This window comes from Streptomyces sp. NPDC017943, from assembly GCF_044328425.1.
In the GTDB taxonomy this organism is placed as follows: Bacteria; Actinomycetota; Actinomycetes; order Streptomycetales; family Streptomycetaceae; genus Streptomyces; species Streptomyces djakartensis_A.
In genome coordinates this window covers 585,005-611,988 of sequence record NZ_JBIRHH010000004.1, presented here as the reverse complement: position 1 = coordinate 611,988, position 26,984 = coordinate 585,005, and the positions used below count along the sequence as shown (strand labels likewise).

Genomic DNA, 26,984 nt, shown 5'->3' with positions numbered 1-26,984 from the left:
CGAACCACCGCGCCGCGGTCCCCCGCCGCTCCGCGGTGGTCGTGGCGTGTGGGGCCGCGGCCCGGGGTGGCCGGCGCCTTTCGGGGGCCCCCCCCCCCCGGGGGGGGGGGGGGGCCGGCCCCCGGGGGGCCCCCCCGCGCCCCGCAGTGCTGTGCCGCCCGTTGTGCCTGGTCAAGAAAGAGCAGGTCAGCGCTGGTTGACGTATGAGATCATGGCCGACCTTGCCGGGCCGACTCGGGGAACGGGCGCGATCACCATGAACAACGTTCAGACCGCACTGACCATGCAGGACGCCATCCTCACCCTGCAGAAGTACTGGAGCGACAACGGCTGCATGATCACGCAGCCGCTGAACACCGAGGTCGGTGCCGGTACGGCCAACCCCTCCACCGCCCTGCGCGTGCTCGGCCCGGAGCCGTGGAGCGTGGCCTACGTCGAGCCCAGCGTCCGGCCGGACGACTCGCGCTACGGCGAGAACCCCAACCGGCTGCAGACGCACACCCAGTTCCAGGTGATCCTCAAGCCCGACCCGGGCAACCCGCAGGAGCTGTACCTGGGGAGCCTGCGCGCCCTCGGTGTCGACCTCAACGCCCACGACGTGCGGTTCGTCGAGGACAACTGGGCCTCTCCCGCGCTCGGCGCCTGGGGCCTGGGCTGGGAGGTCTGGCTCGACGGCATGGAGATCACCCAGTTCACCTACTTCCAGCAGGTCGGCGGAGTCGCGCTGGACCCGGTGTCGGTGGAGATCACCTACGGCCTCGAACGCATCCTGATGAACCTTCAGGGCGTGTCCCACTTCAAGGACATCGCGTACGCCCCCGGCATCACCTACGGCGAGGTGTTCGGGCAGAACGAGTACGAGATGAGCCGCTACTACCTCGACGACGCGGACATCGACACCAACCACCGGTTGTTCGAGTCGTACGCCGCCGAGGCCCGTCGCCTGCTCGACCTGGAACTGCCCGTCCCCGCCTACCTGTACGTGCTCAAGTGCAGCCACACCTTCAACGTGCTCGACGCGCGCGGCGCCATCAGCACCACCGAGCGCGCCAAGGCGTTCTCGCTGATGCGCGGGCTGACGCACGAGACCGCGAAGCTGTGGGAGCAGCGCCGGGCGGCGCTGGAGCACCCGCTGGGCGTGGCGGCCGTGCCGGCGCCGGCCGAACGGGCCCCGCTGCCCAAGGTGCCCGGCGTGGAGACCCTGCTGTTCGAGATCGGCGTCGAGGAACTGCCGTACGCGGACGTCCCCGCCACCACCGAGGCCGTGCGTGCGTCGATCACCGCCAAGCTCGCCGAGACCCGGCTGGGCCACGGGGCGATCACCGTGATGGCCACGCCCCGCCGCATCGTGATCACGATCGACGGCGTGCAGCCCCGCGAGCACGACACCATGCGGACCGTACGCGGCCCGAAGGTCGCCGCCGCCTACAAGGACGGCGCCCCCACCCCCGCGCTGCTCGGTTTCGCCCGCAGCCAGGGCGCCGAACCCGCCGATGTGCGCACCGTCGAGGTCAACGGCACCGCGTACGTGGCGGTCACCCGGCACGAGGAGGGCCGCCCGGCCGTCGAGGTGCTCAGCGATCTGCTGGCCGAGGTCGTGTCCGGGCTGCGCGCCGGGCGCAACATGCGCTGGAGCGACCCGGGCCTGTCGTTCTCCCGCCCGGTGCGCTGGCTGCTGGCGCTGCTGGGCCGCACCCCCCTGCCCGTGGTGGTCTCCTCGCTGACCTCGGGCGACACCACCCGGGTGCAGCGCCAGGCCCCCTACCCGGAGGTCCGGGTGACCTCCGCCGAGGGCTATCCGCACTTCCTGCACATGCACGGCATCCTCCTGGACCGGGACGCCCGGCGCGGTGCCGTCGTGCGGGGCGCCGTGGAGGCGGCCGCCGAGGTGGGCGGGCGGATCGACGTGGAGGGCCAGTCCGGGCTGATCGACGAGATCACGGACATCCTCGAGTTCCCCTACGCCGTGCGCGGATCGTTCGACGAGCGCTACCTCGAACTGCCCGCGAGCGTCCTGACCACGGTGATGCGCAAGCACCAGCGCTACCTGCCCGTGCTGGACGGCGACCGGCTGATGCCGCACTTCGTGACGTTCGCCAACGCCCTGTGCGACGACGACGTGGTGCGCGCGGGCAACGAGGCGGTGCTGCGCGCCCGCTACGAGGACGCCGCGTTCTTCTGGCGGGCGGACCTGAAGGTGGCGCCCGAGGAGTTCCGGCGGCGCCTGGACAAGCTGACCTTCGAGGATCGGCTCGGCACGGTCGCCGACCGGGCCGACCGGCTGGCCAAGCTCGCCCTGGACCTGGCCGGACGCGCCGGGCTCCAGGAGGAGACGGTGGCCGTCGTCCGGCGGGCCGGTGCCCTGGCCAAGTTCGACCTGGCCTCCCAGATGGTGATCGAGTTCTCCGGGCTGGCCGGTGTGATGGCCGAGGAGTACGCCCGTCACGCCGGGGAGTCCGCCGAGGTCGCCCGTGCCCTGGCCGAGATGGAGCTGCCGCGCGCGGCCGGTGGGGAGCTGCCCGCCTCGGAGGCGGGGGCCGTGCTGTCCCTGGCCGACCGGTTCGACCTGGTCACGGGCATGTTCATCATCGGCGCCGCACCGACCGGCAGTTCCGATCCGTACGGGGTGCGCCGGGCCGCGATCGGACTGCTCAACGTCCTGCGCAGCCTGCCCGCCGTGGCCGGCGTCCGGGTGCGCGAGGGGCTGCGCGCGGCGGCCGTGCGCTACGCCGCTCAGGGCGTCGAGGTGCCCGCCGAGCGGGTCGCCGAGGCCGCCGAGCTGATCACCCGGCGCTATGAGCAGCAGCTCACGGACGCCGGGCACGAGCACCGGCTGGTCCAGGCCGTCCTGGTGTGGGCCGACCGCCCCGCCCACGGGGACCGCACGCTGGCCACGCTGGAGCGGCACGTCGGCAGCGAGGCGTTCGAAGCGCTGGCGGCAGCCTTCCAGCGGGTCGTGCGGATCCTGCCCGAGGGCGGCGTCGCAGAAGCCGATCTCTCCGTGCTGACCGCTCCCGCCGAACTGCGCCTCGCCGAGAGCGCCCGGGCCGTACGGGAGGCCCTTCAGGGCCGCGAGGACGACCTCGGCGCGCTCATCGAGGTCTCCGCCCCGCTGGTCGAGGCGATCGCCGCCTTCTTCGACGAGGTGCTGGTGATGGACCCCGACCCGGCGGTGCGGGCGGCGCGGCTGGCGCTGCTGACGGAGGTGGCGGGGCTGGCGCGGACGACCCTGGACTGGGGAGCGCTGTAGGCAACGCTGTGGAACCGGGGGCGGGGCGGGCGTTTCACGTGAAACACCGTCCCGCTGCCCGGTGGGGCCGCTGTCAGACCGCCATGAGCGGTGCGTTCTCGCGCCACTTCAGGACCTTGTCGAAGCTCACCACGGCTCCGCCCCGGCCCGGCTTGTTGCCGATGTGGACGTGGTCGGCGAGCTCCTCGATCAGGCACAGGCCCCGGCCGTGCTCCGCGTCGGTGCGGGCCGGCCTGATCTGCGGGCGGGACCGCTCGGCGGAAGCCCCGGGGAAGCCCGGGCCCGCGTCCGCGACCTCGATCCGGCAGGTCTCGCCGTCGAGGTAGGCGGTGACCCGGTAGGCCTCCGAGCCCGGGCCGCAGCCCTGTTCCCCACCGTGCTCGACGGCGTTGGCGCAGGCCTCGGTGAGGGCCACGGAGAGGTCGTAGGAGATGTCGGGGTCCACGCCCGCGGTTTCCATCGTGCCGATCAGCAGGCGCCGGGCGAGGGGCACGCTCGCGGCGTCCCGCCGCAGATGGAGTGACCACCAGATGCTCATGCTCCAGCCTCCTGGCTGTGCCTCGACATACCGTTACGTATTGCCCTCAGTCCCCGGGTGTAAGCGTGAAGTCGCCGTGAGGCCGCCCATATGGCGGATGCGGGCTGGTCCTGATCGGTGTATGTACGGGCGGGCGGGGCCAGAGGGTGACGTTCCGGTCGTACGGCATCTTGTGGACCTGCCGTACGGGGGCCGCGGGGCCAGTGCGATGATGAGCCCGCCATGACTGCCCCCCACGCGCGCGCGACGCGCCCCGGAGATCCGCTCCGGATCCTGCGGGCCGCGGTGTTCGCCGCGGTCTGTGTCGTGCTGGCCGGGGCAGGTCACACGCTCGCCTCCTGCGACAGCGTCCCGCTGTGGACGCTGGGCGCCGGATTCCTCGGGGTGCTCCTCGTGGCGGCCCCGCTCGCCGGGCGGGTGCGCTCGCTGGCCGGGGTGGCGGCCCTGCTCGCGGCCGGCCAGACGGTGCTGCACATCGTGTTCGGCCTCGGCCAGCACGGCACGGCCGCCGTCGGCGCCTCCACCCCGGCGGGTGGTAGCGACGCCGCCCTGGTCCAGCAGGCGGCACGCCTCGTCTGCGGCACGACGGCCGCGGCGATCAGCCCCGCCCAGGCGCAGAGGATCCTCACCGACGCCCGGATCGATCCGGCCGCGGGAGCGCACACCCACCTGGCCGGAGAGGTCGCCCCCGGCTCGTCCGCCTCGCTGTGGCCGTCCCTGCCGATGCTGCTGGGCCACGTCCTCGCGGCCCTCGCGGCCAGGTGGCTGCTGCGCCGCGGCGACCTGGCGCTGCTGCGGCTGACCGAGTTGTCGGCGCAGGGCGTCGCTGAGGGAGCGCTGATGCGCTCCCTGCGCGGTGCCCTCGCGTTCGTGCGCGCTCTGCGTGCCGGACTTCCGGGCGCCCTCGAGGCGGGTCCGCGCCCGGTGCGGGCCGATCGGGACGCCGCGCCGCTGCCGTGCGCCGTCGCCCTTCAGCACTCGGTGATCCGGCGCGGCCCGCCGGCCGGTGCGGCTTCCGTGTCCGCACTCGCCCTGGCCGCCTGACGACGCGACCACCCCTGCGCTGATCCGCTCTGTGTACCGGACGGCTGGGAGAGGCCGCCGCCGTCGTGCGGTGGGCGCGCGTGCGCGTATCCCTCGTCCTCAGTCGTACCGACTCTCACAGCGGAGTGTTTCCTTCCATGAAGGTTTCCCGTATCGCCGCGGCCGGTGCCGCCGCCGGTGTCACCGTCCTCGCCCTGTCCGCCCCCGCCTTCGCGCACGTCACCGTGCAGCCCGAGGGCGCGGCCGCCAAGGGCGGTTACGCGGTCGTCGACTTCAAGGTTCCCAACGAGCGCGACGACGCCTCGACCACCAAGCTCGAGGTGAACTTCCCGACCGACCACCCGCTGGCCTCCGTCATGCCGGAGCCGGTGCCGGGCTGGAAGGTCGAGGTCACCAAGTCCAAGCTCGACAAGCCGCTGGAGATGCACGGAGAGAAGATCTCCGAGGCCGTCTCCAAGGTCACCTGGACCGCCGACGGCAAGGGCATCCAGCCCGGGTACTTCCAGAAGTTCCCCGTCTCCCTGGGCCAGCTGCCCGAGGACACCGACACCCTCGCCTTCAAGGCCCTGCAGACGTACTCCGACAAGGAGGTCGTCCGCTGGATCGAGGTGCCGCAGGAGGGCAAGGAGGAGCCCGACAACCCGGCCCCGGTGCTGAAGCTGTCCGCCGCCTCCGAGGACGGGCACCACGGCTCGTCGGCCGGTTCGGACTCCGACGAGGAGAAGGCCGAGAAGACGTCCGCGCACACCGCCGCCGACTCCGGCTCCTCGGACGGCACCGACACCACCGCCCGCGTCCTGGGCATCGTGGGCATCGTGGTCGGCGCGGCCGGCGTCGCCTACGGCGTGCTCGCCGGGCGCCGGCGCACCGCCTGAGGCTGCTTCCGTACGGCACGCACCGGGGCACCACCCCCCACCGCGGGGGCACCCCGGTGCGTGCCGGGACACCGACATCTGGGACATTTTCTATGCGCACCACAACCTTCGCCGCGGCCGCCCTGCTCGCCGCCGCTTCCCTGACCCTGACCGCGTGCGGCAGCGGCGACGACAACGGCAAGCCCGTGTCCGTGGTCTCCGAGGGGGCCGCCAGCAAGAAGGCCGCCACCGTCCTCGACAGGCCCTTCGAGAAGCCGGACCTGGTCCTGACCGACACCCGGGGCAAGAAGTACGACCTCCGCAAGGAGACCGCGGGCAAGCCCACGCTGATCTACTTCGGCTACACCCACTGCCCCGACGTGTGCCCGCTGACGATGAACAACATCGCCGTCGCCAAGAAGCAGCTGCCCAAGGCCGAACAGGACGAGCTGCGCGTGGTGTTCGTCACCACCGACCCCGAGCGCGACACCGCGGCCGAACTCGGCACCTGGCTCAAGGGCATCGACCCCTCCTTCGTCGGCCTCACCGGGGACTTCCCCACCATCCAGGCCGGCGCCCGCACTCTCGGCATCAGCATCGAGCCGACCCGCAAGGACAAGAACGGCAAGCTCGTCTCGGAACACGGCACCCAGGTCATCGCGTTCTCGCCGAAGACCGACGGCGGGTACGTGCTCTACGGCGAGGACGCGACCGTCGACGACTACACCAAGGACCTGCCCGCACTGGTCAAGGGGGAGAAGCCGTGAGGCGCACCGGTCCGGCCGCCCTCGCCATAGCCGGGGCGCTCGCCCTGGCCGGCTGCGGCGGCGACGCTTCCGGCAGCGACTCCGGCTCCGGCAAGGCGGAACTCTCCGTCGGCTCGGCCTACATGCCGCAGCCGATGTCCGGTGACATGGCGGCCGGCTTCCTCACCGTCACCAACAAGGGCGGCGCCGACGACGAACTGACCGGGGTCACCAGCGACATCGGCCGGGTCACCGTGCACGAGACCGTCGACGGGGCGATGCAGGAGGTCGAGAGCCTGGAGATCCCCGCGGGCGGCCGGCTGGAGCTGCGCAGCGGCGGCGACCATCTGATGTTCGAGCAGCTGAAGCGCAAGCCGAAGGAAGGCCAGACGGTCTCCGTCGAACTGCGCTTCGCCCACTCCGCGCCCGTCACGGTGCGGATGCCGGTGAAGCCGGCGACCTACACCCCGAAGACCGGACACTGAGGGAGGGACCCCTGTGACGCAGACCATCGCCCCCCGCCGCGTCCGGATCCTGGTGCTGCTGCTCCTGGCCGCGGTCTGCGCCCTGTTCGCGGGCGCCGGACCGGCCTCCGCGCACGCCGCGGTGACCGGCAGCGACCCCGGGCAGGGGGCGGTGGTCGACCAGGCCCCCGCCCGGATCTCGCTCACCTTCTCCGAGCAGGTAGCGGTGTCCGACGACTCGCTGCGCGTCCTGGACCCCGAGGGCAAGCGCGTCGACACCGGCGAGCCGTCCAACGTCAGCGGCACGACGTACGCCGTGCGGCTGCACTCGGGGCTGCCCGACGGGACCTACACCGTGGCGTACCAGGTCGTGTCGGCCGACAGCCATCCCGTCGCGGGCGCGTACACCTTCTCCATCGGCGCCCCCTCCAAGACGTCCGTGTCCGTCTCCGGCCAGACCACCGACGACGGGGTGGTGGGCTGGCTCTACGGCGTCGGCCGGTACGTGTCCTACGCCGGCTTCCTGGTGATGGCCGGCGGTGCCGCCTTCGTGCTGGCCTGCTGGCCGCGCGGCTCGGGGGTGCGACCGGTACAGCGGTACGTCGTCTCCGGTTGGGTCGCGCTCACCGCGGCGACCCTGGCCCTGCTGCTCCTGCGCGGGTCCTTCACCGGCTCCGGGAAGGTCTCCGACGTCTTCGACCTGTCCCTGCTCGGGCAGGTGCTCCAGACCAAGACCGGTGCGGCCCTGGTCTCCCGGCTGCTGCTGCTCGCCGCGGCGGCGCTGTTCATCGCCGTGCTGTTCGGGGCGTACGACAAGCGCGAGGACCCGCAGGAGCGGCGGGACCTCACCTTCGGGCTCTCGATCGGCGGTGCCGTCGTGGCGGCCGGGATCGCGGCGAGCTGGGCGATGTCCGAGCACGCCTCGGTCGGGCTCCAGGCGGGGGTCGCCATGCCGGTCGACGTGCTGCACCTGCTGGCCGCCGCCGCCTGGCTCGGCGGACTGGGCGCCCTGCTGGTCGCCCTGTACCGGGCGCCCGCCGCCTCACCCGTCGGCGCCCCGGCCGTCCACCGGTTCTCCCGGCTGGCGTTCGGCAGCGTCGTCGTCCTGATCGTGACCGGCGTCTACCAGTCGTGGCGTCAGCTCGGCTCCTGGACGGCCTTCACCGACACCCGCTACGGCCGGCTGCTCCTGGCCAAGATCGCCCTGGTCGTCGTGCTCGTCGGGGTCGCGTGGATCTCGCGGCGGTGGACGGGCCGGCTGGCGCAGACCGCACCGCCCGCTGCCGAGGAGCGGGAGACGGCACGGGTCGGCACCGGGCCGGAGGCCGCGGCGGACGCCGGCGTGTCCGAGCCCGCCGACGCACGCCGGGCCGCCCAGCTCGCCCGGCAACGGGCCGCCCGGGACGCCGCCCGGCAGAGGAGGATCCGGGACGCCGATCCGAACCGCTTTGGACTGCGCCGCTCCGTGCTGGCCGAGGCCGGGGTCGCCGTCGTCCTGCTCGCCGTGACCACCGTGCTGACGCAGACCGAGCCGGGACGCACGGAGGAGGAGGCCAAGACGGCCACACAATCCGCCGCCGCCTCCGCCGAGTCGGGCACGTCCGGGGCGCTCACCCTGAACATGCCCTTCGACACCGGCGGCGAGGACGGCAAGGGCGTCGTCACGATCGACATCGACCCCGCCCGCCCGGGCGACAACGAGATGCACGTCTACGTGGAGCGGCCCAACGGCCGGGCGTTCGACATCCCCGAGGTGAAGGTCGACTTCACCCTCAAGGCCAAGGACATCGGGCCGCTGCCCGTCGTACCGGACCACATCGCTACCGGACACTGGTCGGCGAACGGAGTGCAGATCCCCATGGCCGGCGACTGGCAGGTCGACGTGACCGTGCGGACCTCCGACATCGACGAGGTGACCGTCACCAAGAACGCTCAGATCGGCTGAACCACCATGGCTGACCAGTCCATTCCGCAGGCCCGCACCCCCGGCACCGTGCCGGGGGAGACCGCGGCGGCCCCGGCCGGGGAGGGCATCTCCCGGCGGCGTCTGCTGGGCACCGCCGGTGCCACCGGGCTCGTGCTCGGCACCGCCGGTGCCGCGGTGGGCCACGCGGCCGCCCCGTCCGAGGCGGCCGCCCCCCTCACCTCACTCGGCACCGGCCGGTCGATGTTTCACGGGAAACATCAGCCCGGCATCACCGACGGGCTCCAAGCCCGCGGCCATCTCGTGGCCTTCGACCTCACCGCGGGCACGGGCCGCAAGGAGGCGGCCGCCCTGCTGCGCCGCTGGTCGGAGACGGCCCGGCGGTTGATGGCGGGCGAGCCGAGCGCACAGGACGACACCGGCGTGGCCCGCGATGCCGGGCCCTCGTCGCTGACGATCACCTTCGGTTTCGGTCACAGCTTCTTCGCCCGCACCGGCCTGGAGAAGCAGCGGCCGGTCGCCCTGGACCCACTGCCCGAGTTCTCCTCCGATCGCCTCGACAAGAACCGCAGCAACGGTGACCTGTGGGTGCAGATCGGCGCGAACGACGCGCTGGTCGCCTTCCACGCCCTGCGCGCTATCCAGAAGGACGCGGGCCGGGCCGCCCGGGTGCGCTGGCAGATGAACGGCTTCAACCGCTCGCCCGGTGCCACCGCCCACCCCATGACGGCCCGCAACCTGATGGGCCAGATCGACGGCACACGGAACCCGAAGCCGGACGAGGCCGACTTCGACCGCCGGATCTTCGTCCCCGAAACGGGTGAACCCGCCTGGATGGCGAACGGCTCCTACGCCGTCGTCCGCCGCATCCGGATGCTCCTGGACGACTGGGAGAAGCTCTCGGTCACGGCCCAGGAGAATGTCATCGGGCGCCGCAAGTCGGACGGGGCAGCCCTGTCCGGAGGGACCGAGACGACCGCGATGGACCTGGAGAAGACGGACGCCCAGGGCAACCTCGTCGTGCCGATCAACGCTCACGCCCGGATCACCCGGCCCGACCAGAACGGCGGCGCCGCCATGCTGCGCCGCCCGTTCTCCTTCCACGACGGCATCGACCCCGACGGGACGCCCGACGCGGGTCTGCTCTTCATCTGCTGGCAGGCCGATCCGCTGCGCGGCTTCGTGCCGGTGCAGCGCAAGCTCGACCGGGGCGACGCCCTGTCGCAGTTCGTCCGGCACGAGTCGAGCGGGCTGTTCGCGGTGCCGGGCGGGGCCGCGGAGGGCGAGTACGTGGGGCAGCGGCTGCTGGAGGGCTGAGCGCCGGACGGAGTGCGCGCAGGGGGAAACGGGGCTTCCGCGGGCCCATTAGGGTGAGGTCATGCCAGCGAGCTATGCGTATCTCGGCCCCGAGGGCACCTTCACCGAAGTCGCCCTGCGCACGCTTCCCGAGGCCGCCACCCGGGAGCTCATCCCGTACGTGTCCGTCCAGTCCGCGCTCGACGCGGTCCGCGCAGGCGAGGCCGAGGCCGCGTTCGTGCCGATCGAGAACTCGGTCGAGGGCGGCATCACCACCACCCTCGACGAGCTGGTCGCCGGCGCCCCGCTGATGATCTACCGCGAGGTACTGCTGTCCATCACCTTCGCGCTGCTGGTGCGTCCGGGCACGAAGCTGTCGGACATCAAGACCGTCTCCGCGCACCCGGCCGCCCAGCCCCAGGTGCGCAACTGGATGCGCAAGCACCTGCCGGAGACCCACTGGGAGTCGGCCGCCTCGAACGCCGACGCCGCCCGGCTGGTCCAGGAGGGCCGCTACGACGCCGCTTTCGCGGGGGAGTTCGCGGCCGCCCGGTACGGGCTGGAAGCCCTGGAGACCGGCATCCACGACGCCGAGAACGCCCAGACCCGGTTCGTGCTGGTCGGCCGCCCCGCCCGGCCGGCGGCGCCGACCGGCGCGGACAAGACGTCCGTCGTGCTGTGGCAGCGCGACGACCACCCCGGCGGCCTGCGCGACCTGCTGGGTGAGTTCGCCACCCGCGGCATCAACCTGATGCTGCTCCAGTCCCGGCCCACCGGCGCGGGCATCGGCAACTACTGCTTCTGCATCGACGCCGAGGGCCACATCTCCGACCGCCGGGTCGCCGAGGCGCTGATGGGCCTGAAGCGCATCTGCCTCCAGGTGCGGTACCTCGGCTCGTACCCGCGCGCGGACGTGCGGCCGGGAGAACTGCAGTCGCCGCGGCCGGGCACCTCGGACGACGAGTTCGTGGCGGCGGCCGACTGGGTCGCGCGCTGCCAGGACGGCCGCTTCTAGAGCCGGTCGTACCTGCTGACAGTCGTTGTCCACAGAAGTTATCCACAGGTCCGCTTCTCGACCTGGGGACAAGTCGACAACGAAGCGTGAGTCAGTCGACAAATCACCCTTCTCGGCCTCGATGCGGCCATCGGCGGGCAGGTCACCCTTCGTCCACCGTTTCCCCATGCGTCACCCTTCGAGGTGGCCCCTTTCCACTCGAAAGTGAGGGTAGGGAGGGTTTGTCCTGGGAATTCCCCAGAGAGTTCGGTGCTTCCGGAGTGATCCATTCCGAAGTCCACAGATCTTCCACACAGCCTGTGGATAACTTTTCCGACGGTGTGGACTGCTGTGGACAACCGAGGCCCAAGTCCCGCCCGCCGCAAGGAATTCGAGTCAAGACGACGCTCGCCGGATGCCCCGTTCCGGGGAGCCGGGCGCCCCATATTGACACGGTGCGCAATTCGGCCATAACGCCCCGTAAAGGGCACATGGAATACGGAGTCGTAGGTGGTCACCCCACACCGGTAGCCTTGGGCGCGTGATTGACCTTCGCCTGCTCCGTGAGGACCCCGACCGTGTGCGCGCGTCGCAGCGCGCCCGTGGAGAGGACGTCGCGCTCGTCGACTCCCTCCTGTCTGCCGACGAGCGGCGCAGGTCGTCCGGCGTCCGCTTCGACGAGCTGCGCGCCGAGCAGAAGGCGCTCGGCAAGCTCATCCCCAAGGCGAGCGGGGACGAGAAGGCCGAGCTGCTGAAGAAGGCCGGTCAGCTGGCCGCCGACGTCAAGGCCGCCGACGCCGACCGCGACGCGGCGGCAGCCGAGACCCAGGAACTCCTCCTCCGCCTCGGCAACCTCGTCCACCCGGACGTGCCGGTGGGTGGCGAGGAGGACTTCGTCACCCTGGAGACGCACGGCACGATCCGCGACTTCGCCGCCGAGGGCTTCGAGCCCAAGGACCACCTGCAGCTCGGGCAGATCCTCGGCGCGATCGACGTCGAGCGCGGCGCCAAGGTCTCCGGCTCGCGCTTCTACTTCCTGACCGGCGTGGGCGCCCTGCTCGAGCTCGCCCTGGTCAACGCGGCGATGGCCCAGGCCGGCGCGGCCGGCTTCACGCCGATGCTGACCCCGGCCCTGGTCCGGCCCCAGTCCATGGCGGGCACGGGCTTCCTCGGCCAGGCCGCCCAGGACGTCTACCACCTCGCCGACGACGACCTCTACCTGGTCGGCACGTCCGAGGTGCCGCTGGCGGCGTACCACATGGACGAGATCCTCGACGCCGACCGCCTCCCGCTGCGCTACGCGGGCTTCTCGCCCTGCTTCCGCCGCGAGGCCGGCTCGCACGGCAAGGACACCCGGGGCATCTTCCGCGTGCACCAGTTCGACAAGGTCGAGATGTTCTCCTACGTCTCCCCCGAGGACTCCCAGGCCGAGCACCAGCGCCTGCTGGAGTGGGAGAAGCAGTGGCTGACCTCGCTGGAGCTGCCGTTCCGGGTGATCGACGTGGCGAGCGCCGACCTCGGCGCCTCGGCGGCCCGCAAGTACGACTGCGAGGCGTGGATCCCGACCCAGGGCAAGTACCGCGAGCTGACCTCGACCTCGGACTGCACCGAGTTCCAGTCCCGCCGGCTGTCGATCCGGGTCCGTGACGGCAAGCAGGTCAAGCCGCTGGCCACGCTCAACGGCACGCTGTGCGCCGTCCCGCGCACGATCGTGGCGATCCTGGAGAACCACCAGCAGCCCGACGGCTCGGTGCGCGTGCCCGAGGTGCTGCGGCCCTACCTCGGTGGCCGCGAGGTCCTGGAGCCGGTGGCGAAGTGACCGCCGCCCTTCCGTACAAGCTGGTCGCGACCGACCTCGACGGGACGCTGCTGCGCTCCGACGACTCGGTCTCCCGGCGCACCCGTGACGCGCTCGCCGCCGCCACCGCGGCGGGCGCGGCCCACATCGTCGTCACCGGCCGCGCGGTCCCCTGGACCCGGCACATCCTGGACGACCTGGGCTACCAGGGGCTGGCCGTCTGCGGCCAGGGCGCGCAGGTGTACGACGCCGGCGCGCACCGCCTGCTGACGTCGGTGACGCTGGACCGGCAGCTGGCGGGGGTGGCGCTGGCCAAGATCGAGGCGGAGGTCGGCCCGCTGTACATGGCGGCGAGCCGTGACGGCCTGGACGGCGAGGTGCTGGTCGGCCCGGGCTACGCCGTGCAGGGCACCCTGCCCGCCACACCCTTCACGGACGCCTCCGATCTGTGGAGCGCGCCCCTGAACAAGCTGTACATCCAGCACCCGACCCTCTCGGACGACGAGCTGTGCGAGGTCGCCTCGCGGATCGCGGGCGGTTTCGTCACCGTCGTCATGGCGGGCGCGGGGATCGTCGAACTGCTCCCGCTCGGCCTGTCCAAGGCGACCGGGCTGTCGCTGGCGGCCCGCCGGCTCGGGATGAAGGCGGCCGACACCATCGCCTTCGGCGACATGCCCAACGACATACCGATGTTCGGCTGGGCCGCCTACGGCGTCGCGATGGCGGACGCCCACGAGGACCTCAAGGCGGTCGCCGACGAGGTGACGTCCTCCAACGACGAGGACGGCATCGCCGTGGTGCTGGAGCGGATGCTCGGCTGAACGCGGTCTTCCGGCGGAGGATGCACGGATCGAACGTGCGCGGGCCTTCCGGCCCGACCATGGCTCAGCAAGCCAGTGCCTTACCACTCGGCCAATCCTCCGGGTGGGCGGCCCACGCGATGTGCGGTTCGCGTGCTCGAAGCGGCCGCCCCGGGCAGCTCCCCGTGCGGCGCGGGCTCCACGGAGGGGTGGTGGCTACTCCGGAACCGGCCGCGGGCTGCCCTGAAGGGAGCTGGACGTACTGCCGTGCAGAGACATCGTCCCGCTCCTCTCCCAGAACCCGACGCCGGGCCTCTCGCCCGGCGGGGACACGACCACTGTGCCCGCCGGGCGCATCGGGCGCCACCGAATAAACCCTGCGCTCGCCAGTGTGCCTCGCCCGTGTGCCTCGCCGGTGTGCCTCGGCGGGGACGAGGCCCGTCGAGGCACACCGGTCACGTCACTCCTCGCCGGCGAGGGTGAGGGAGCGCAGCTTCTGCCCCGCGTACCAGGTGGCCAGCACGGTGACGGCCACCAGCAGCACCGTCGCCGTGGTCAGGCCGACGTCGGAGGAGACCAGGTCCCCGCCGGACACCTTCTGGGCGACGGCCAGCGACCACTGCTGGACGCTCAGCGTGCGCGCCCCCGGCACCAAGGAGCCGAACAGCGCCTCCCAGACCAGGGCGTACACCAGGCCGAACACCACCGCGTGCCGCGAGACCGTGCCGAGCAGCAGGAACAGCGCCGCGTAGGCGATGGACGCGACCAGGGCCGCCACCGTGTAGGCGACCGCGACCTGCTGGCCGTTGCCGTTCAGGATGAACCCGGCGACGAGCGTCGGCACCGCCGAGAACACCATCGTCACCGCGACGGCCACGATGAGCTTGGTGAAGATGATCGTCGGCCGCTTGATCGGCTTGGACAGCAGGTACACCACCGAGCCGTCGTCGATCTCCGGGCCGATCGCGCCGGTGCCCGCGATGACGCCGATGATCGGCACCATCGTCGCCAGGGCGAGCCCGCCCAGCAGATCCGCCGCGGTCTGGTCGTCCGCTCCGGCCAGGCCGCGCACCGCCACGGCGATCACGATCAGCAGCAGCGGCAGGGCGCCCAGGATGAGGGCCCGGCGCCGGCCGAGCAGGGCCCGGTAGGTGAGCCGGGCGACTGTGGGGTCGTACATCAGGGCCTCCTACGCCGCGACCAGGTACGAGAAGACGGACTCGAGGGACTCGTCGGACGGCGAGACCGTGAGCAGCCGGATGCCGTGGTCCCTGGCGACCTTGGGCAGCAGCGCGGTGAAGCGGCCGAAGTCGACGGCCTGGATGCGCAGCGCGCCCTCGGCGTGGTCGACCTCGATGCCGGACGTCGACGGATCGGCGATCAGCGCGGCCGCGAGGGCGCGGTCGTCGCTGGAGCGCACCAGGTAGCGGTGCGGCCGGTCGGTCATCAGGCGGCGGATCTTGCGGAAGTCACCGCTGGCGGCGTGCCGGCCGGCGACGACGACCTCGATGTGCCAGGCGAGCTGCTCGACCTCTTCGAGGATGTGGGAGGAGAACAGCACCGTGCGGCCCTCGTCGCCCATCCGCCGCAGCAGGTCCATCAGCTGCATGCGCTGGCGCGGGTCCATGCCGTTGAAGGGCTCGTCGAGCAGCAGGAGCGCGGGGTCGTGCACCAGGGCGCTCGCCATCTTCACGCGCTGGCGCATGCCCTTGGAGTACGTCTGGATCTTGCGGTCCTGCGCGTACTCCATCTCCACGGTGGCCAGGGCCCGCTGGGCCGCCTTGGCGCCCAGTCCGTGCAGTTCGGCGTTGGCGAGGACGAACTCCTTGCCGGTGAGGAAGTCGTACATCGCCTCCCGCTCGGGGACGACGCCGATGTGCCGGTAGATCTCCTTGTTGCGCCAGACGGGCCTGCCGTCGAGGGTGACCGTGCCCGTGGAGGGGGCGAGGAAGCCGCCCATCATGTTGATGAGGGTGGACTTGCCGGCGCCGTTGGGCCCGAGCAGGCCCGTGACGCCGGGTCCGATGGTCATGGTGATGTCGTTGACGGCGACCACGTTGCCGAACCAGCGGGAGACGTGGTCGATGCTGAGCGTGGTCACAGTCCCACCTTCTTGTAGCGGCGCATCAGGAGGCCGTAGCTCGCCGCGATCAGGCCCAGGGCGACGAGGACGTAGGCGACGCCCTCGGCGGTGCTCGGGCCCACCCCGCTGGGGGAGGCGGAGGTCGCGCCCAGGAACGCGGACTGCACCCCGTCGACGATGGTGATCGGCGAGAACAGCCCGATCCACGGCACGGCGTCGCCGCTGCCCTGGGCGTCGGCGATGGCCTGGAGGGTGGAGACGGCGCCGTAGGTGATGGTCAGCACGGCGATCACGGCCGCGATGCCGAAGCCGCGGCGCGGGGTGAAGGACGCGATGACCAGGCCGATGCCGGCGAAGAGCAGGGAGAGCAGCGCCACGGACACCAATCCCTGTCCGAATCCCTCGGTCTGGTCGGCGAAGTCGAGCTTGGCCAGGAGAGCGCCCACGTAGAGCACGAGCAGCGGGGCGGCCGTCAGGATGAACAGCGCCGAGGCCAGCGCCGCGAACTTGGCGCGGACGTAGTCGGCGGTCTCGATGGGCCGCGAGAAGTACAGCGGTACGGTCCTGAAGCGCAGGTCCCGCGAGACCGACTGGGGCGCCTGCGAGGCGACGTACAGGCTGATGACCGCCTGCATGACGATCGCGTAGCGCGTGTAGTCCAGGGGCAGTTCCTTGGCCTTCGTGGCGACCGCGACGGCGACCATGATGGCCGCGGGCACGCACATCACCACGAACAGCAGCATCGGCAGCACCTTGGACTTCACCGAGCGGCCGAGGCCGTAGGAGCCGCGCAGGGACTGCGAGTACAGCGAGCGGCGGGCGTAGGCGCGGCCGAGGCGCGGTCCGTCGTAGCTGCGGTAGCCGATGTTGTGGATGCGGGTCTGGTCACCCGGTGCCGGGGCGGGCGCCCCCGTGGAGTGCTCAACCGCCATGGCCGACCGCCTCCTTCCGCTGCTCGTTCCGGTCGCCGGTGGTGAAGACCTCGGAGATGTGGTGCCGGCGCTGCTCCATGCGCACCAGGCCGAGCCCGAGATCGGCGATCACGTCTCTGACCAGGTCGTACGTCTCCTCGCCCTGCGCGGTGAGCAGGAGGATGTGGCCGGCGCCCGGCAGGCCGCTGCCGTCCTCGACGCTCACCCCGCGCGCGTGCAGCGCCTCACGGACCGCGCGGGTGCCGTCCGGGTGTTCGTCCGAGTCGGTGACCTCGATGGCCAGGGTGGTCGTGGTCTGGGTGAAGTCCGTGGTGGAGCTGGAGCGCAGGAGCTTGCCGCCGTCCACCACGACGACGTGGTCGCAGGTGCGTTCCAGTTCGCCCAGCAGGTGCGAGGTGACCAGGACCGAGATGCCGAAGTCGGTGTGGATGCGGCGGATCAGGCCGAGCATCTCGTCCCGGCCGACCGGGTCCAGGCCGTTGGTCGGCTCGTCCAGGAAGACCAGCTGCGGGTCGTGCACCAGGGCCTGCGCGAGCTTCACCCGCTGCTTCATGCCGGTGGAGTAGCCGCCGATGGGGCGGTAGCGCTCCTCGTACAGGCCGACGTGGCGCAGGGTGTCGGCGGTGCGCTCGCGCGCCGCCGTGGCGGGCAGGCCGGACATCCGCGCCATGTGGACGACGAACTCGGTGGCCGAGACGTCCGGCGGCAGGCAGTCGTGCTCGGGCATGTACCCGACACGTTCGCGGATGGCGGCGCCCTGGGTGGCGACGTCGAGGCCGAGCACTGCGGCGCGGCCCTCCGTGGCGGGGGACAGACCCAGCAGGATCTTGATCAGTGTGGACTTGCCGGCCCCGTTGGCTCCGACGAGTCCGGTCACACCGGGCCCGACGTCCACGGAGAGCCGGTCAAGCGCGGTCACCCGGGGGAACCGCTTGCTCAGGCTTTCGGTCGCGATCACAGTCACGCTTCGACGGTAGGGGCCGTCCACGAGGAGGTCGTCACTCCGCAGAGCTGTCTTGGGGTCAGCCTGGAGTATTAGGCGCCCTTAGGGGACCTGCTTCTCCCGGGGTAGCGGGGCTCGGGGCGCCCTATTGACGAACTCTCTAACAACTGCCAGATTCGCCGGATGACGTTGCTCAGGGGCGCGCGCGAGCGCAGGGTCCGGACCGGCGGGGTCGAGCTGTGCGTGGCCGAGCTGGGAGACCCGGCACGGCCCACGGTCGTCCTGGTGCACGGCTACCCCGACACCAAGGAGGTGTGGTCGGAGGTCGCCGCGCGGCTCGCCGGTGACTTCCACGTGGTGGCGTACGACGTCCGCGGCCACGGCCGGTCGACGGCGCCGCGGCCGCTGCGCGGCGAATTCACGCTGGAGAAGCTGACGGACGACTTCCTCGCCGTCGCGGACGCGGTGAGCCCCGGCCGGCCGGTGCATCTGGTCGGCCACGACTGGGGGTCGGTGCAGGCCTGGGAGTTCACCACCGTGCGGCGCACGGAGGGGCGCATCGCCTCGTTCACGTCGATCTCCGGTCCCTCCCTGGATCACTTCGGCCACTGGATCACACGGCGCCTGAGACGGCCCACCCCGCGCCGGATCGGCCAGCTGCTCGGACAGGGCGCCCGGTCCTGGTACGTCTACCTCCTCCAGACGCCCCTGCTGCCCGAGCTGGCCTGGCGCGGCCCGCTCGGCAAGCGCTGGCCCAAGGTGCTGGAGCGCGTCGAGAAGGTGCCGACGGGCGAGTACCCGCTCCCCTCGCTGCCCTCGGACGCGGCCCACGGCGCCTGGCTGTACCGGGACAACGTGCGGTCCCGGCTGCGGGTTCCCCGCACCGACGCCCGTGCCCACGCGCCCGTGCAGCTCGTGACACCGCTGGAGGACCGATTCCTCTCGGAGCGGCTCACCGACGAGCTGGAGCAGTGGGTTCCGCAGCTGACCCGCAGGACCGTGCAGGCGGGGCACTGGGTCCCACGGACCCGCCCGGACCAGCTCGCCTCGTGGATCGGCGCGTTCGTGACGTCCGTCGAGGCCGGGCACGCGCCGGTGCCGGCGAGCGGGGAGCACGCCGAGCGCTTCGCGGGGCAGCTCGTGCTGGTCACCGGCGCGGGCAGCGGCATCGGACGGGCGACGGCGCTCGCGTTCGCCGCTGCGGGAGCACGCGTGGTGGCGGTCGACCGCAACGCGGAGGCGGCCGTCCGCACGGCCGGGTCGGCGCGCGCGGCGGGCGCGGCCGGGGCCTGGGCGGAGACGGCCGACGTGTCCGACGAGCAGGGCATGGAGAAGCTCGCCGAGAAGGTCACCGCCGACCACGGTGTGGTCGACGTGCTCGTGAACAACGCCGGAATCGGGCTGTCGGGCTCCTTCTTCGACACCACGCCCGAGGAGTGGAGGAAGGTCCTCGACGTCAACCTGTGGGGTGTCATCCACGGCTGCCGGGTCTTCGGCCGGCGGATGGCCGAGCGCGGACAGGGCGGCCACATCGTGAACGTGGCCTCCGCCGCGGCCTACCAGCCCTCCCGCGCGCTTCCGGCGTACAGCACCTCGAAGGCGGCCGTGCTGATGCTCAGCGAGTGCCTGCGGGCGGAACTCGCCGGCCAGGGGATCGGGGTGACGGCAGTCTGCCCCGGTTTCGTGAACACGGCCATCACGTCCACGGCACGTTTTGCCGGGGTCGACGCCCGGGAGGAGAAGCGGCTCCAGCGGCGCGCCGCCCGTCTGTACGGGCTGCGCAACTACCCGCCGGAGAAGGTGGCTCGCGCGATCCTGCGGGCGGTGGCACGCGATGCCGCGGTGGTGCCGGTGACACCGGAGGCGCGGGGCGCCCGACTGCTGGCCCGGGTCGCCCCGGGGTTGCTGCGCGGGATCGCCCGGGTCAAGCCGCCCGTGTGAGAGGGCGCCAACACCCGGCGCGGAAGCACCAGTTGTCCACAGCGAAGCCCACTCTTCCTGTGGATAACACCACTTGGCTGTGGATCAAACGTGGTGGACAAAACTCGATCGCGTGATTCACGTCTCTCCAGCACCCTGGTGGGATGGACGAAAGACGCACCGTGAAGGTGTCGAAGTACCTCTCCAAGCACCTGCGCCACCAACCGGAGCGGATCGGTCTGACGCTCGACGAGGCCGGCTGGGTGGAGATCGACACCCTGATCGCCGCGGCCGCCGCGCACGGCTTCCGGTTCTCCCGGGACGAGCTGGACCAGGCCGTGGCCACCAACGACAAGCGGCGGTTCGCCGTGGAGGGCAGCCGGATCCGCGCCAGCCAGGGCCACAGCGTCGAGGTCGACCTCGGTCTGTCACCGGCGACTCCGCCCGCCCACCTCTACCACGGCACCGTCGCCCGCCACCTGGAGGCAATCCGGGCCGAGGGTCTCCGGCCGATGAACCGGCACGCCGTGCACCTCTCACCCGACCGCGAGACGGCCACCCGGGTGGGCGCCCGCCGGGGACGGCCGGTCGTGCTCGGCGTGGACGCGGCCGCCATGCACCGCGACGGCCATGTCTTCCAGGTGAGCGAGAACGGCGTGTGGCTGACCGAAGCGGTGCCGCCGGAATATCTGCGCTTCCCCGGACCCCACTGACGGGCTGCGCCCAGTCCGCGACGCGTGGTGACTGTTTCACGTGAAACACGGCCGCCCCGCCGACCTCCTTTAGGCTCGACGGCATGAGTCTGCACCTGAGCACCGTGATCCTGCCCTACCGCCGCTGGCACGAGGGCGGCCGTGCGGCCTGGACGCGGGCGGAGCAGCTCGGCTTCCACGCCGCGTACACCTACGACCACCTGTCCTGGCGCACCTTCCGGGACGGACCGTGGTTCGGCGCCGTCCCGACCCTCACCGCCGCCGCGGCCGTCACCGAGCGGATGCGGCTGGGCACCCTCGTGACCTCGCCGAACTTCCGACACCCGGTGACCCTCGCCAAGGAGCTGATCTCCCTCGACGACATCTCGGGAGGGCGGATCACCCTGGGCATAGGTGCGGGCGGCTCCGGTTTCGACGCCACGGCACTCGGCCAGGAGCCCTGGACCCCGCGCGAGCGCGCCGACCGCTTCGCCGAGTTCGTCCCCCTGCTCGACCGGCTGCTCAGCGAGGACGCCGTGTCGTACGAGGGTGACTTCTACTCGGCCCACGAGGCACGGAACATCCCCGGTTGTGTGCAGCGGCCCCGGCTGCCCTTCGCGGTGGCCGCCACCGGGCCGCGCGGGCTGCGCCTCGCCGCCCGGCACGGACAGGCCTGGGTCACCACCGGCGACCCGAAGCTGTTCGAGAACGGCACTCCGGAGCAGTCGGTTCAGGCCATTCGCCGGCAGGTGGAGAAGCTGACCGACATCTGCGCCGAGACCGGCCGGGACGTGAACGGCCTCGACAAGATCCTGCTCACCGGCTTCACCCCGGATCGCCAGGGGCCGCTGGCGTCCCTGGACGCCTTCGTCGACTTCGCCGGCCGGCACGCGGAGCTGGGCTTCACCGAGCTCGTGGTCCACTGGCCGATCCCCGACTCGCAGTTCGCCGCGGAGCAGAAGGTCTTCGAGCAGATCGCGATGGAGGCGCCGGCGCAGCTGCGGTGAGCCGCGAGGCCGCCCGGTGGGAAGCCGTATCCACTCACCTGTGCGCACACCCGCCCGTCCGTGCAGGCATGTGCGGGACAATGGCCGGGTGACTTCAGCGACCCGACAGCCCGAGACCGCGGCCGAGACCGTCCCGCCGCGACTGATCGCCACCGACCTCGACGGCACCCTGCTGCGTGACGACAAGTCGGTCTCCCCGCGCACGGTCGCGGCCCTGGCCGCCGCGGAGGAGGCGGGCATCGAGGTCTTCTTCGTCACCGGCCGCCCGGCCCGCTGGATGGACGTCGTCAGCGCCCACGTCCACGGCCACGGCCTGGCGATCTGCGGGAACGGCGCCGCCGTGGTGGACCTGCACGGCGGCCCCGGTGCCCACCGCTTCGTGAAGGTCCGCGAGCTGGCCCGGGAGAACGCCCTGGACGCCGTCCGGCTGCTGCGGGATGCCGCGCCCGGCACGGTGTACGCGGTCGAGCAGACCTACGGCTTCTACCAGGAGCCGGCGTACCCGAAGCTGCACATGGAGATACCGGACAGCCTCGCCCCGGCCGAGGAGCTGCTGTCGGCCCACCACCGCGCCGCAGGCGAGCCGGTGCTGAAGATCCTCGCCTACCACCCCGAGATCGACCCGGACGCCTTCCTGACCCTGGCCCGCCTCGCCATCGGCGACCGCGCCAACGTCACCCGCTCCAGCCCCAGCGCCCTGCTGGAGATCAGCGGCCCCGAGGTGTCCAAGGCGAGCACGCTCGCCCTGTGCTGCGCCGAGCGCGGCATCTCCCACGAGGAGGTCGTCGCCTTCGGCGACATGCCGAACGACGTGGAGATGCTGACCTGGGCCGGCCGGTCGTACGCGATGGGCAACGCCCACCCGGACGTGATCGCCGCCGCCTCCGGCCGGACGGTCGCGAACAACGAGGACGGCGTGGCGGTCGTGATCGAGCGGCTGCTGGCCGAACGCCGGTAGCGGGCGGCCCTCAGGCCCCGGGCGAGATCCGGCGAGCGGCTCGTCCGGTCACAGTGACACGCCGCGGGCGTCCAGCCAGGAGACCGGGTTCACCGCCGAACCCGTCTCGGGCGTGACCCGGGCCTCGAAGTGCAGGTGCGGTCCCGTGGAGTTCCCGGTGGTGCCGGACTGGCCGATCCACTGGCCCGGTTCGACGAGTTCGCCCTGGTCGACCGCGACGGACGAGAGGTGGGCGTACTGCGTGTAGTAGCCGCCCGCGTGCTTCAGCACGATCTGGATGCCGAAGGCGCCGCCGCAGGACACGCTCACCACGCGGCCCGCGCCCACGGCCCGCACGGGCGTCCCGATCGGCACCGCGAAGTCCTGCCCGGTGTGCCGGTTCGACCACCGCGCACCACCGCTGCCGTAGGACGCGGACAGTTCGTACGTCTCTACGGGTGCGACCCAGGCGCTGGTGAAGCCCGTCGCCGGCTGGTCGAGCCGGACGGCTCCCGGGCAGGAGCCCGCGGCGACGGCGGCGTCCGCCTCTCCCTGGAGCTGCTCGCGGGCCGATGCGAGCTTCTCCTCGATTCCCGCCTTCAACGCGGCGAGCTGGGCGTTCCGCTTCTCCAGCCGCTCCCACAGCGCCGCCGCCCTTGCCTCGTCCGCGGCGAGCCGTGCCTCGGCGCGGCTGCTCCTGCTGATCGCGTTGTTCAGTGCCAGATCCGCCTGTGCGAAGGCGTGCTGACCCCGCATCAGGGCGTCGGGGCCGTCGGCGAGGATCATCTGCGCCGCCACGGGCAGTCCCCCGCTGCCCCGGTACTGCGCCCGGGCGATCCGGCCCAGGTCCTCGTGCAGGGCCGCGATGTGCTCCCGCTGCGCGTCCAGCAGGTCCTCCGCCCGCCGGGCTCTGTCCCGCTGCTCCTCGGCCTCCGCGCGGCCCGCCTCGTACCGCCGGGTCGCGACGGCGGCCTCCTCGTACAGCCGGACCACCTCGGCGCTGAGCCCGCCCGAGGCCGATTCCGTGCCGCCGGCTCCGGTGCCGGTGCCGTACTCCTCGTCGGCCGATCCCGGCCGGGCCGCGAGGACGGCCAGCCCGCACAGCAACACCGGAACCAGCAGACGATGACGGCGATATGAGCGCATGTCAGCGATCGTCACCCGCCCCGGCCGCCCGGTCCTGTTCTCGTCGTACGGCCGGGGGACCGGCTGCCCCGAACGGCCCAGACGGACCGGCCGGGGCGGCCTCGGCTCAGCCGCGGACTACGCGGCGCCCACGAGCGGCTCCACCGCCGCCTCCCGCTCCGCCATGCGCCGCAACGGGCCCTCCCGGTCCACCAGTTCGGCGTACCGGCCGCGCTGCACGACGTGTCCCGCGTCGAGCACGACCACCTCGTCCACGGCGTCCAGTCCGGCCAGCCGGTGCGTGATGAGCAGCGTGGTGCGGCCCTCGGTGGCGGCCAGCAGGTCGGCGGTGAGGGCGTCGGCGGTCGGCAGGTCGAGGTGCTCGGCGGGCTCGTCCAGCACCAGGACGGGGAAGTCGGCGAGCAGGGCCCGCGCCAGGGCCAGCCGCTGCCGCTGCCCGCCCGACAGCCGCGCACCGTGCTCACCGACCAGCGTGTCGAGCCCGTCCGGCAGGGTGCGGGCCCAGTCCAGCAGCCGGACCCGGTCGAGCACCGCCCACAGGTCCTCCTCGTCGGCGTCCTTCCTGGCGAGCAGCAGGTTCTCGCGCAGGGAGCTGTCGAAGAGGTGGGCGTCCTGCGCGCACAGCCCGACCATCGCCCGCACGTCGTCCCCGGCCAGCCCGTGCGCGTCGACGCCCGCAAGGGTGTACGCGCCGGCCCGTGCGTCGAGGAACCTCAGCAGCACCTGCGCCAGGGTCGTCTTGCCGGAGCCGGAGGGCCCGACCACGGCGATCCGGCGGCCCTCCTCGAGGCTCAGGTCCACTCCGCCGAGGGCGTCCCGGTCCTGGCCCGCGTGCCGGGCCGCCAGGCCCTCAACGACGACCGGGAAGGGTGACGCGGGTGCCCGCAGGGGCCGCTCCGGCTCCCGTACGGGTTCCGGGGCGTCCAGGACCTCGAAGACCCGCCCGGCGCTGCGGTGGACGCGCTGCCGGTACTGCACGGCGAGCGGCAGCCCGAGCACGGCCTCGAACGCGGCCAGCGGGGTGAGGACGACGACGGCCAGGGCCACGCCGTCCAGCCGTCCGGCCGCGACCGCCTGCACACCGGCCAAAGCGGCCGCCGTGACGGTCAGGCCCGACACCAGCGCGGTGAGCCCGTCTCCGAGGGCCGTGGCGGTGGCGGCGCGCGAGGCGATCCGGGTGAGCGTCCTGTCGGCCTCGCGCGTCTGCCCGACCCGCGCGGGCAGCGCGCCCGCGACGGCGAGTTCCGCCGTGCCGGTGAGCAGGTCGGTCACCCGCGTGGCGAGCGCCCCGCGGGCGGGGGCGAGCCGGTGCTCGGCCCGCCGGGCGACGGCCCCCGTGACCAGGGGCACGCCCACTCCGGCGGCGAGCAGCCCGGCCGCGAGCACGCCACCCGCCTCGGGCAGCAGCCACGCCGTGAAACCGACGGAGACGGCGGACACGACGAGCGCGGACCCGGCCGGCAGCAGCCAGCGCAGCCAGTAGTCCTGGAGCGCGTCCACATCGGCGACCAGGCGGGAGAGCAGGTCGCCCCGGCGGGTGCGGTGCAGCCCGGCCGGGGCCAGCCGCTCCAGCCTGCGGAAGACCGCGACCCGGGTGTCGGCCAGCATCCGCAGCACGGCGTCGTGCGACACCAGGCGCTCGGCGTACCGGAACACGGCCCGCCCGATGCCGAACGCCCGCGTGGCCGTCACGGCCATCATCAGATAGAGCACGGGCGGCTGCTGCGAGGCCCGCGAGATGAGCCATCCCGACGTGGCCATGAGCCCGACCGCGCTGCCCAGTGCGAGCGAACCGAGGAGCAGCGCGAGCCCCAGCCGGCCGCGCCGGGCCCCGGACACGGCACGCACCCGCCCGAGGACCCCGCCCGGTACGGGCCGGTCGAGGGTTTCCGGGGGAACGGGCGGCTGCGCGGCAACGACCGGACGCGCCCCGCCTTCTCGGACGGCAGGCCGGACCACCGCGGCGGCGGGCGTCTCGGGCTCCCCCAGGCGCACCACCCGGTCCGCCACCTCCAGCAGCGCGGGCCGGTGCACGACGAGCAGCACCGTCCGGCCGGCCGCCAGCCGCCGCACCGCTGCCACGACCTCCGCCTCGGTGGCTCCGTCCAGCGCAGCGGTCGGCTCATCGAGCAGCAGCACGGGCCGGTCCGCGAGGAACGCCCGGGCCAGCGCCAGCCGCTGCCTCTGCCCGGCCGACAGCCCCGCCCCGCCCTCGCCGAGCACCGTTCCGGCACCCTCGGGCAGCGCGTCCACGAACTCCAGTGCCCCGGCGTCCCGCAGCGCCCGCCGTACGGCGCCGTCGTCCGCGTCGGGCCGTGCCAGCCGCACGTTCTCGGCGATCGTCGCGGCGTACAGGTGCGGGCGCTGAGGAACCCAGGCGATCCGGGACCGCCACTGCTCCAGGTCGGCGTCCGCCAGATCGGTCCCGCCGACCCGGACCCGTCCCCCGGTGGGCCGGACGAACCCGAGGAGCACGTCCAGCAGGGTCGACTTGCCCGCACCGCTGGGGCCGACCAGGGCGACCGTCTCCCCGGGCTCGACGCTGAAGGAGATCCGCGAGACGGCGTCCGTGGAGCGGCCCGGGTACCGGACGGTGACGTCCTCGAAGGACAGCGCGCCCTCCGGCACGGGCGCGGAGCCGGACACCGGCAGGGGAGTCTCCAGGACCTCGAAGATCTCCTCGGCCGCCGCCAGCCCCTCCGCCGCCGCGTGGTACTGCGCGCCGACCTGCCGCAGCGGCAGATACGCCTCGGGCGCCAGGATCAGGATGACCAGGCCGATGGACAGGTCCATCTCGCCGTGCACGAGCCGCATGCCGACGGTCACGGCGACCAGTGCCACCGAGATCGTCGCGAGGAGTTCGAGCGCGAAGGACGACAGGAAGGCGATCCGCAGCGTCCGCATGGTCGCCCGCCGGTATGCGCCGGTGATCTGCCGGATCGACTCCGCCTGCGCCTTGGCCCGACCGAAGACCTTCAGCGTCGGCAACCCGGCGACCACGTCCAGGAAGTGCCCGGACAGCCGCGACAGCAGCCGCCACTGACGGTCCATCCGGGACTGGGTCGCCCAGCCGATCAGCACCATGAAGACCGGGATGAGGGGCAGAGTGCCCACGATGATCGCCGCGGAGACCCAGTCCTCGGTGACGATCCGCGCCAGCACCGCCACCGGCACGACCACCGCGAGACCCAACTGCGGCAGGTACCGCGCGAAGTAGTCGTCCAGTGCGTCGACACCCCGGGTGGCCAGGGCGACCAGCGAACCGGTCCGCTGCCCGCCCAGCCACCCCGGCCCCAGGGAGGCCGCACGCTCCAGCAGCCGCCCCCGCAGCTCCGACTTCACTGCCGCACTCGCCCGATGGGCGGCGAGTTCCGTCAGCCAGCCGACCAGCGCCCGCCCGGCCGCCACGGCGACCAGCAGCACCAGGGGAGTGGCGAGGTCGGACACCGTCATGCGGTGCTGGAACGCCCCGACCACCACCTCGGCGATGAGCATGGCCTGCGCGATGACCAGCCCCGCCCCCAGCGCGCCGAGGGCGACGACGGCCACCAGGAACACCCGGGTGGCACGGGCGTAGCGGAGCAGACGCGGATCGATCGGTTTCACGTGAAACACA

At 72.6% G+C, this 26,984-nt stretch carries 21 protein-coding genes and 1 tRNA gene; 14 read left to right on the top strand and 8 right to left on the bottom strand.

The genetic code is table 11. The features are described 5' to 3' along the window. Positions 1-256: 256 nt before the first annotated feature. A complete protein-coding gene (locus tag ACH4C6_RS16355) occupies positions 257-3,250 on the top strand; it encodes a glycine--tRNA ligase (protein WP_398109229.1) in 2,994 nt (997 codons plus the stop codon). A gap of 73 nt (positions 3,251-3,323) precedes the next feature. Here ACH4C6_RS16355 and ACH4C6_RS16350 read toward each other — a convergent pair whose 3' ends face one another. Beyond that, positions 3,324-3,788 carry an ATP-binding protein gene (locus tag ACH4C6_RS16350; protein WP_398109228.1) on the bottom strand — a complete coding sequence of 155 codons (465 nt, stop codon included), beginning with the start codon at positions 3,786-3,788 and terminating at the stop codon, positions 3,324-3,326. Between the two features lie 222 nt (positions 3,789-4,010). Here ACH4C6_RS16350 and ACH4C6_RS16345 point away from each other — a divergent pair, with 222 nt between their 5' ends. From ACH4C6_RS16345 to ACH4C6_RS16305, 9 genes are all read left to right on the top strand, one after another. Further along, positions 4,011-4,832 carry a hypothetical protein gene (locus ACH4C6_RS16345; protein ID WP_398109227.1) on the top strand — a complete coding sequence of 274 codons (822 nt, stop codon included), beginning with the start codon at positions 4,011-4,013 and terminating at the stop codon, positions 4,830-4,832. A 137-nt stretch (positions 4,833-4,969) separates the two neighbouring features. After that, positions 4,970-5,707, top strand: a complete 738-nt coding sequence (locus ACH4C6_RS16340; RefSeq protein WP_398109226.1) for a YcnI family protein — start codon at positions 4,970-4,972, stop codon at positions 5,705-5,707. 92 nt (positions 5,708-5,799) lie between these two features. Beyond that, positions 5,800-6,453, top strand: coding sequence for an SCO family protein (locus tag ACH4C6_RS16335; protein WP_398109225.1), 654 nt, complete (start codon positions 5,800-5,802; stop codon positions 6,451-6,453). Beyond that, entirely contained in the window at positions 6,450-6,917 is a 468-nt protein-coding gene (locus tag ACH4C6_RS16330) for a copper chaperone PCu(A)C (RefSeq protein ID WP_398109224.1), read from the top strand. The genes ACH4C6_RS16335 and ACH4C6_RS16330 overlap by 4 nt, the downstream gene beginning before the upstream one ends. Positions 6,918-6,930: 13 nt before the next feature. Beyond that, positions 6,931-8,841 carry a copper resistance protein CopC gene (locus ACH4C6_RS16325; RefSeq protein ID WP_398109223.1) on the top strand — a complete coding sequence of 637 codons (1,911 nt, stop codon included), beginning with the start codon at positions 6,931-6,933 and terminating at the stop codon, positions 8,839-8,841. Between the two features lie 6 nt (positions 8,842-8,847). Next, entirely contained in the window at positions 8,848-10,137 is a 1,290-nt protein-coding gene (efeB, locus tag ACH4C6_RS16320; protein WP_398109222.1) for an iron uptake transporter deferrochelatase/peroxidase subunit, read from the top strand. 61 nt (positions 10,138-10,198) lie between these two features. Beyond that, on the top strand, positions 10,199-11,131 hold the full coding sequence (gene pheA, locus ACH4C6_RS16315) for a prephenate dehydratase (RefSeq protein ID WP_398109221.1): 933 nt from the start codon (positions 10,199-10,201) through the stop codon (positions 11,129-11,131). 520 nt (positions 11,132-11,651) lie between these two features. Continuing rightward, positions 11,652-12,929 (top strand): serine--tRNA ligase, encoded by a 1,278-nt coding sequence (gene serS, locus ACH4C6_RS16310; protein ID WP_398109220.1) that lies wholly within the window; start codon positions 11,652-11,654, stop codon positions 12,927-12,929. Continuing rightward, the gene (locus ACH4C6_RS16305; RefSeq protein ID WP_398109219.1) at positions 12,926-13,729 is read left to right on the top strand and encodes an HAD family hydrolase; all 804 of its coding nucleotides are present in this window, start codon (positions 12,926-12,928) and stop codon (positions 13,727-13,729) included. The genes serS and ACH4C6_RS16305 overlap by 4 nt, the downstream gene beginning before the upstream one ends. Positions 13,730-13,743: 14 nt before the next feature. Here ACH4C6_RS16305 and ACH4C6_RS16300 read toward each other — a convergent pair. The 5 genes from ACH4C6_RS16300 to ACH4C6_RS16280 all read right to left on the bottom strand — a co-directional run bounded on the left by ACH4C6_RS16300 (position 13,744) and on the right by ACH4C6_RS16280 (position 17,681). Further along, a tRNA-Ser gene (locus ACH4C6_RS16300) sits at positions 13,744-13,830 on the bottom strand. A gap of 338 nt (positions 13,831-14,168) precedes the next feature. Continuing rightward, on the bottom strand, positions 14,169-14,888 hold the full coding sequence (locus tag ACH4C6_RS16295; RefSeq protein ID WP_333931693.1) for an ABC transporter permease: 720 nt from the start codon (positions 14,886-14,888) through the stop codon (positions 14,169-14,171). A gap of 9 nt (positions 14,889-14,897) precedes the next feature. After that, positions 14,898-15,809 (bottom strand): ABC transporter ATP-binding protein, encoded by a 912-nt coding sequence (locus tag ACH4C6_RS16290; RefSeq protein WP_398109218.1) that lies wholly within the window; start codon positions 15,807-15,809, stop codon positions 14,898-14,900. After that, complete coding sequence (locus ACH4C6_RS16285; RefSeq protein WP_398109217.1) at positions 15,806-16,723, bottom strand: ABC transporter permease; 918 nt, start codon at positions 16,721-16,723, stop codon at positions 15,806-15,808. Before ACH4C6_RS16285 ends, ACH4C6_RS16290 begins: the two co-directional genes overlap by 4 nt. Further along, positions 16,713-17,681: an ABC transporter ATP-binding protein gene (locus tag ACH4C6_RS16280; protein WP_398109362.1), complete on the bottom strand. Its 969-nt coding sequence runs from the start codon at positions 17,679-17,681 to the stop codon at positions 16,713-16,715. The genes ACH4C6_RS16285 and ACH4C6_RS16280 overlap by 11 nt, the downstream gene beginning before the upstream one ends. A gap of 168 nt (positions 17,682-17,849) precedes the next feature. On the opposite strand from ACH4C6_RS16280, the gene ACH4C6_RS16275 reads away from it, so the two are divergent. From ACH4C6_RS16275 to ACH4C6_RS16260, 4 genes are all read left to right on the top strand, one after another. After that, positions 17,850-19,607: an SDR family oxidoreductase gene (locus ACH4C6_RS16275; protein WP_398109216.1), complete on the top strand. Its 1,758-nt coding sequence runs from the start codon at positions 17,850-17,852 to the stop codon at positions 19,605-19,607. A gap of 143 nt (positions 19,608-19,750) precedes the next feature. Then, entirely contained in the window at positions 19,751-20,299 is a 549-nt protein-coding gene (locus ACH4C6_RS16270; protein ID WP_398109215.1) for an RNA 2'-phosphotransferase, read from the top strand. A gap of 83 nt (positions 20,300-20,382) precedes the next feature. Next, complete coding sequence (locus ACH4C6_RS16265; RefSeq protein WP_398109214.1) at positions 20,383-21,285, top strand: LLM class flavin-dependent oxidoreductase; 903 nt, start codon at positions 20,383-20,385, stop codon at positions 21,283-21,285. A 70-nt stretch (positions 21,286-21,355) separates the two neighbouring features. Further along, positions 21,356-22,243, top strand: a complete 888-nt coding sequence (locus ACH4C6_RS16260) for an HAD-IIB family hydrolase (RefSeq protein ID WP_398109361.1) — start codon at positions 21,356-21,358, stop codon at positions 22,241-22,243. Positions 22,244-22,291: 48 nt separating this feature from the next. Here the strand turns inward: ACH4C6_RS16260 and ACH4C6_RS16255 are convergent, their stop codons facing one another. Together ACH4C6_RS16255 and cydD are read right to left on the bottom strand one after the other, a co-directional pair. Next, entirely contained in the window at positions 22,292-23,368 is a 1,077-nt protein-coding gene (locus ACH4C6_RS16255) for a peptidoglycan DD-metalloendopeptidase family protein (protein WP_398109213.1), read from the bottom strand. Between the two features lie 117 nt (positions 23,369-23,485). Beyond that, a complete protein-coding gene (gene cydD / locus ACH4C6_RS16250) occupies positions 23,486-26,974 on the bottom strand; it encodes a thiol reductant ABC exporter subunit CydD (protein ID WP_398109212.1) in 3,489 nt (1,162 codons plus the stop codon). Positions 26,975-26,984 lie beyond the last annotated feature (10 nt).

Excerpts from the sequence above, each read along its gene's own strand:
- ACH4C6_RS16345 (WP_398109227.1), top strand. The coding sequence starts at position 4,011 with ATGACTGCCCCCCACGCGCGCGCGACGCGCCCCGGAGATCCGCTCCGG.
- ACH4C6_RS16270 (WP_398109215.1), top strand. The coding sequence starts at position 19,751 with ATGGACGAAAGACGCACCGTGAAGGTGTCGAAGTACCTCTCCAAGCAC.
- ACH4C6_RS16255 (WP_398109213.1), bottom strand. The coding sequence starts at position 23,368 with ATGCGCTCATATCGCCGTCATCGTCTGCTGGTTCCGGTGTTGCTGTGC.
- ACH4C6_RS16350 (WP_398109228.1), bottom strand. The coding sequence starts at position 3,788 with ATGAGCATCTGGTGGTCACTCCATCTGCGGCGGGACGCCGCGAGCGTG.
- ACH4C6_RS16340 (WP_398109226.1), top strand. The coding sequence starts at position 4,970 with ATGAAGGTTTCCCGTATCGCCGCGGCCGGTGCCGCCGCCGGTGTCACC.
- ACH4C6_RS16295 (WP_333931693.1), bottom strand. The coding sequence starts at position 14,888 with ATGTACGACCCCACAGTCGCCCGGCTCACCTACCGGGCCCTGCTCGGC.
- pheA (WP_398109221.1), top strand. The coding sequence starts at position 10,199 with ATGCCAGCGAGCTATGCGTATCTCGGCCCCGAGGGCACCTTCACCGAA.
- ACH4C6_RS16275 (WP_398109216.1), top strand. The coding sequence starts at position 17,850 with ATGACGTTGCTCAGGGGCGCGCGCGAGCGCAGGGTCCGGACCGGCGGG.
- ACH4C6_RS16335 (WP_398109225.1), top strand. The coding sequence starts at position 5,800 with ATGCGCACCACAACCTTCGCCGCGGCCGCCCTGCTCGCCGCCGCTTCC.
- ACH4C6_RS16265 (WP_398109214.1), top strand. The coding sequence starts at position 20,383 with ATGAGTCTGCACCTGAGCACCGTGATCCTGCCCTACCGCCGCTGGCAC.
- ACH4C6_RS16285 (WP_398109217.1), bottom strand. The coding sequence starts at position 16,723 with ATGGCGGTTGAGCACTCCACGGGGGCGCCCGCCCCGGCACCGGGTGAC.
- ACH4C6_RS16355 (WP_398109229.1), top strand. The coding sequence starts at position 257 with ATGAACAACGTTCAGACCGCACTGACCATGCAGGACGCCATCCTCACC.
- efeB (WP_398109222.1), top strand. The coding sequence starts at position 8,848 with ATGGCTGACCAGTCCATTCCGCAGGCCCGCACCCCCGGCACCGTGCCG.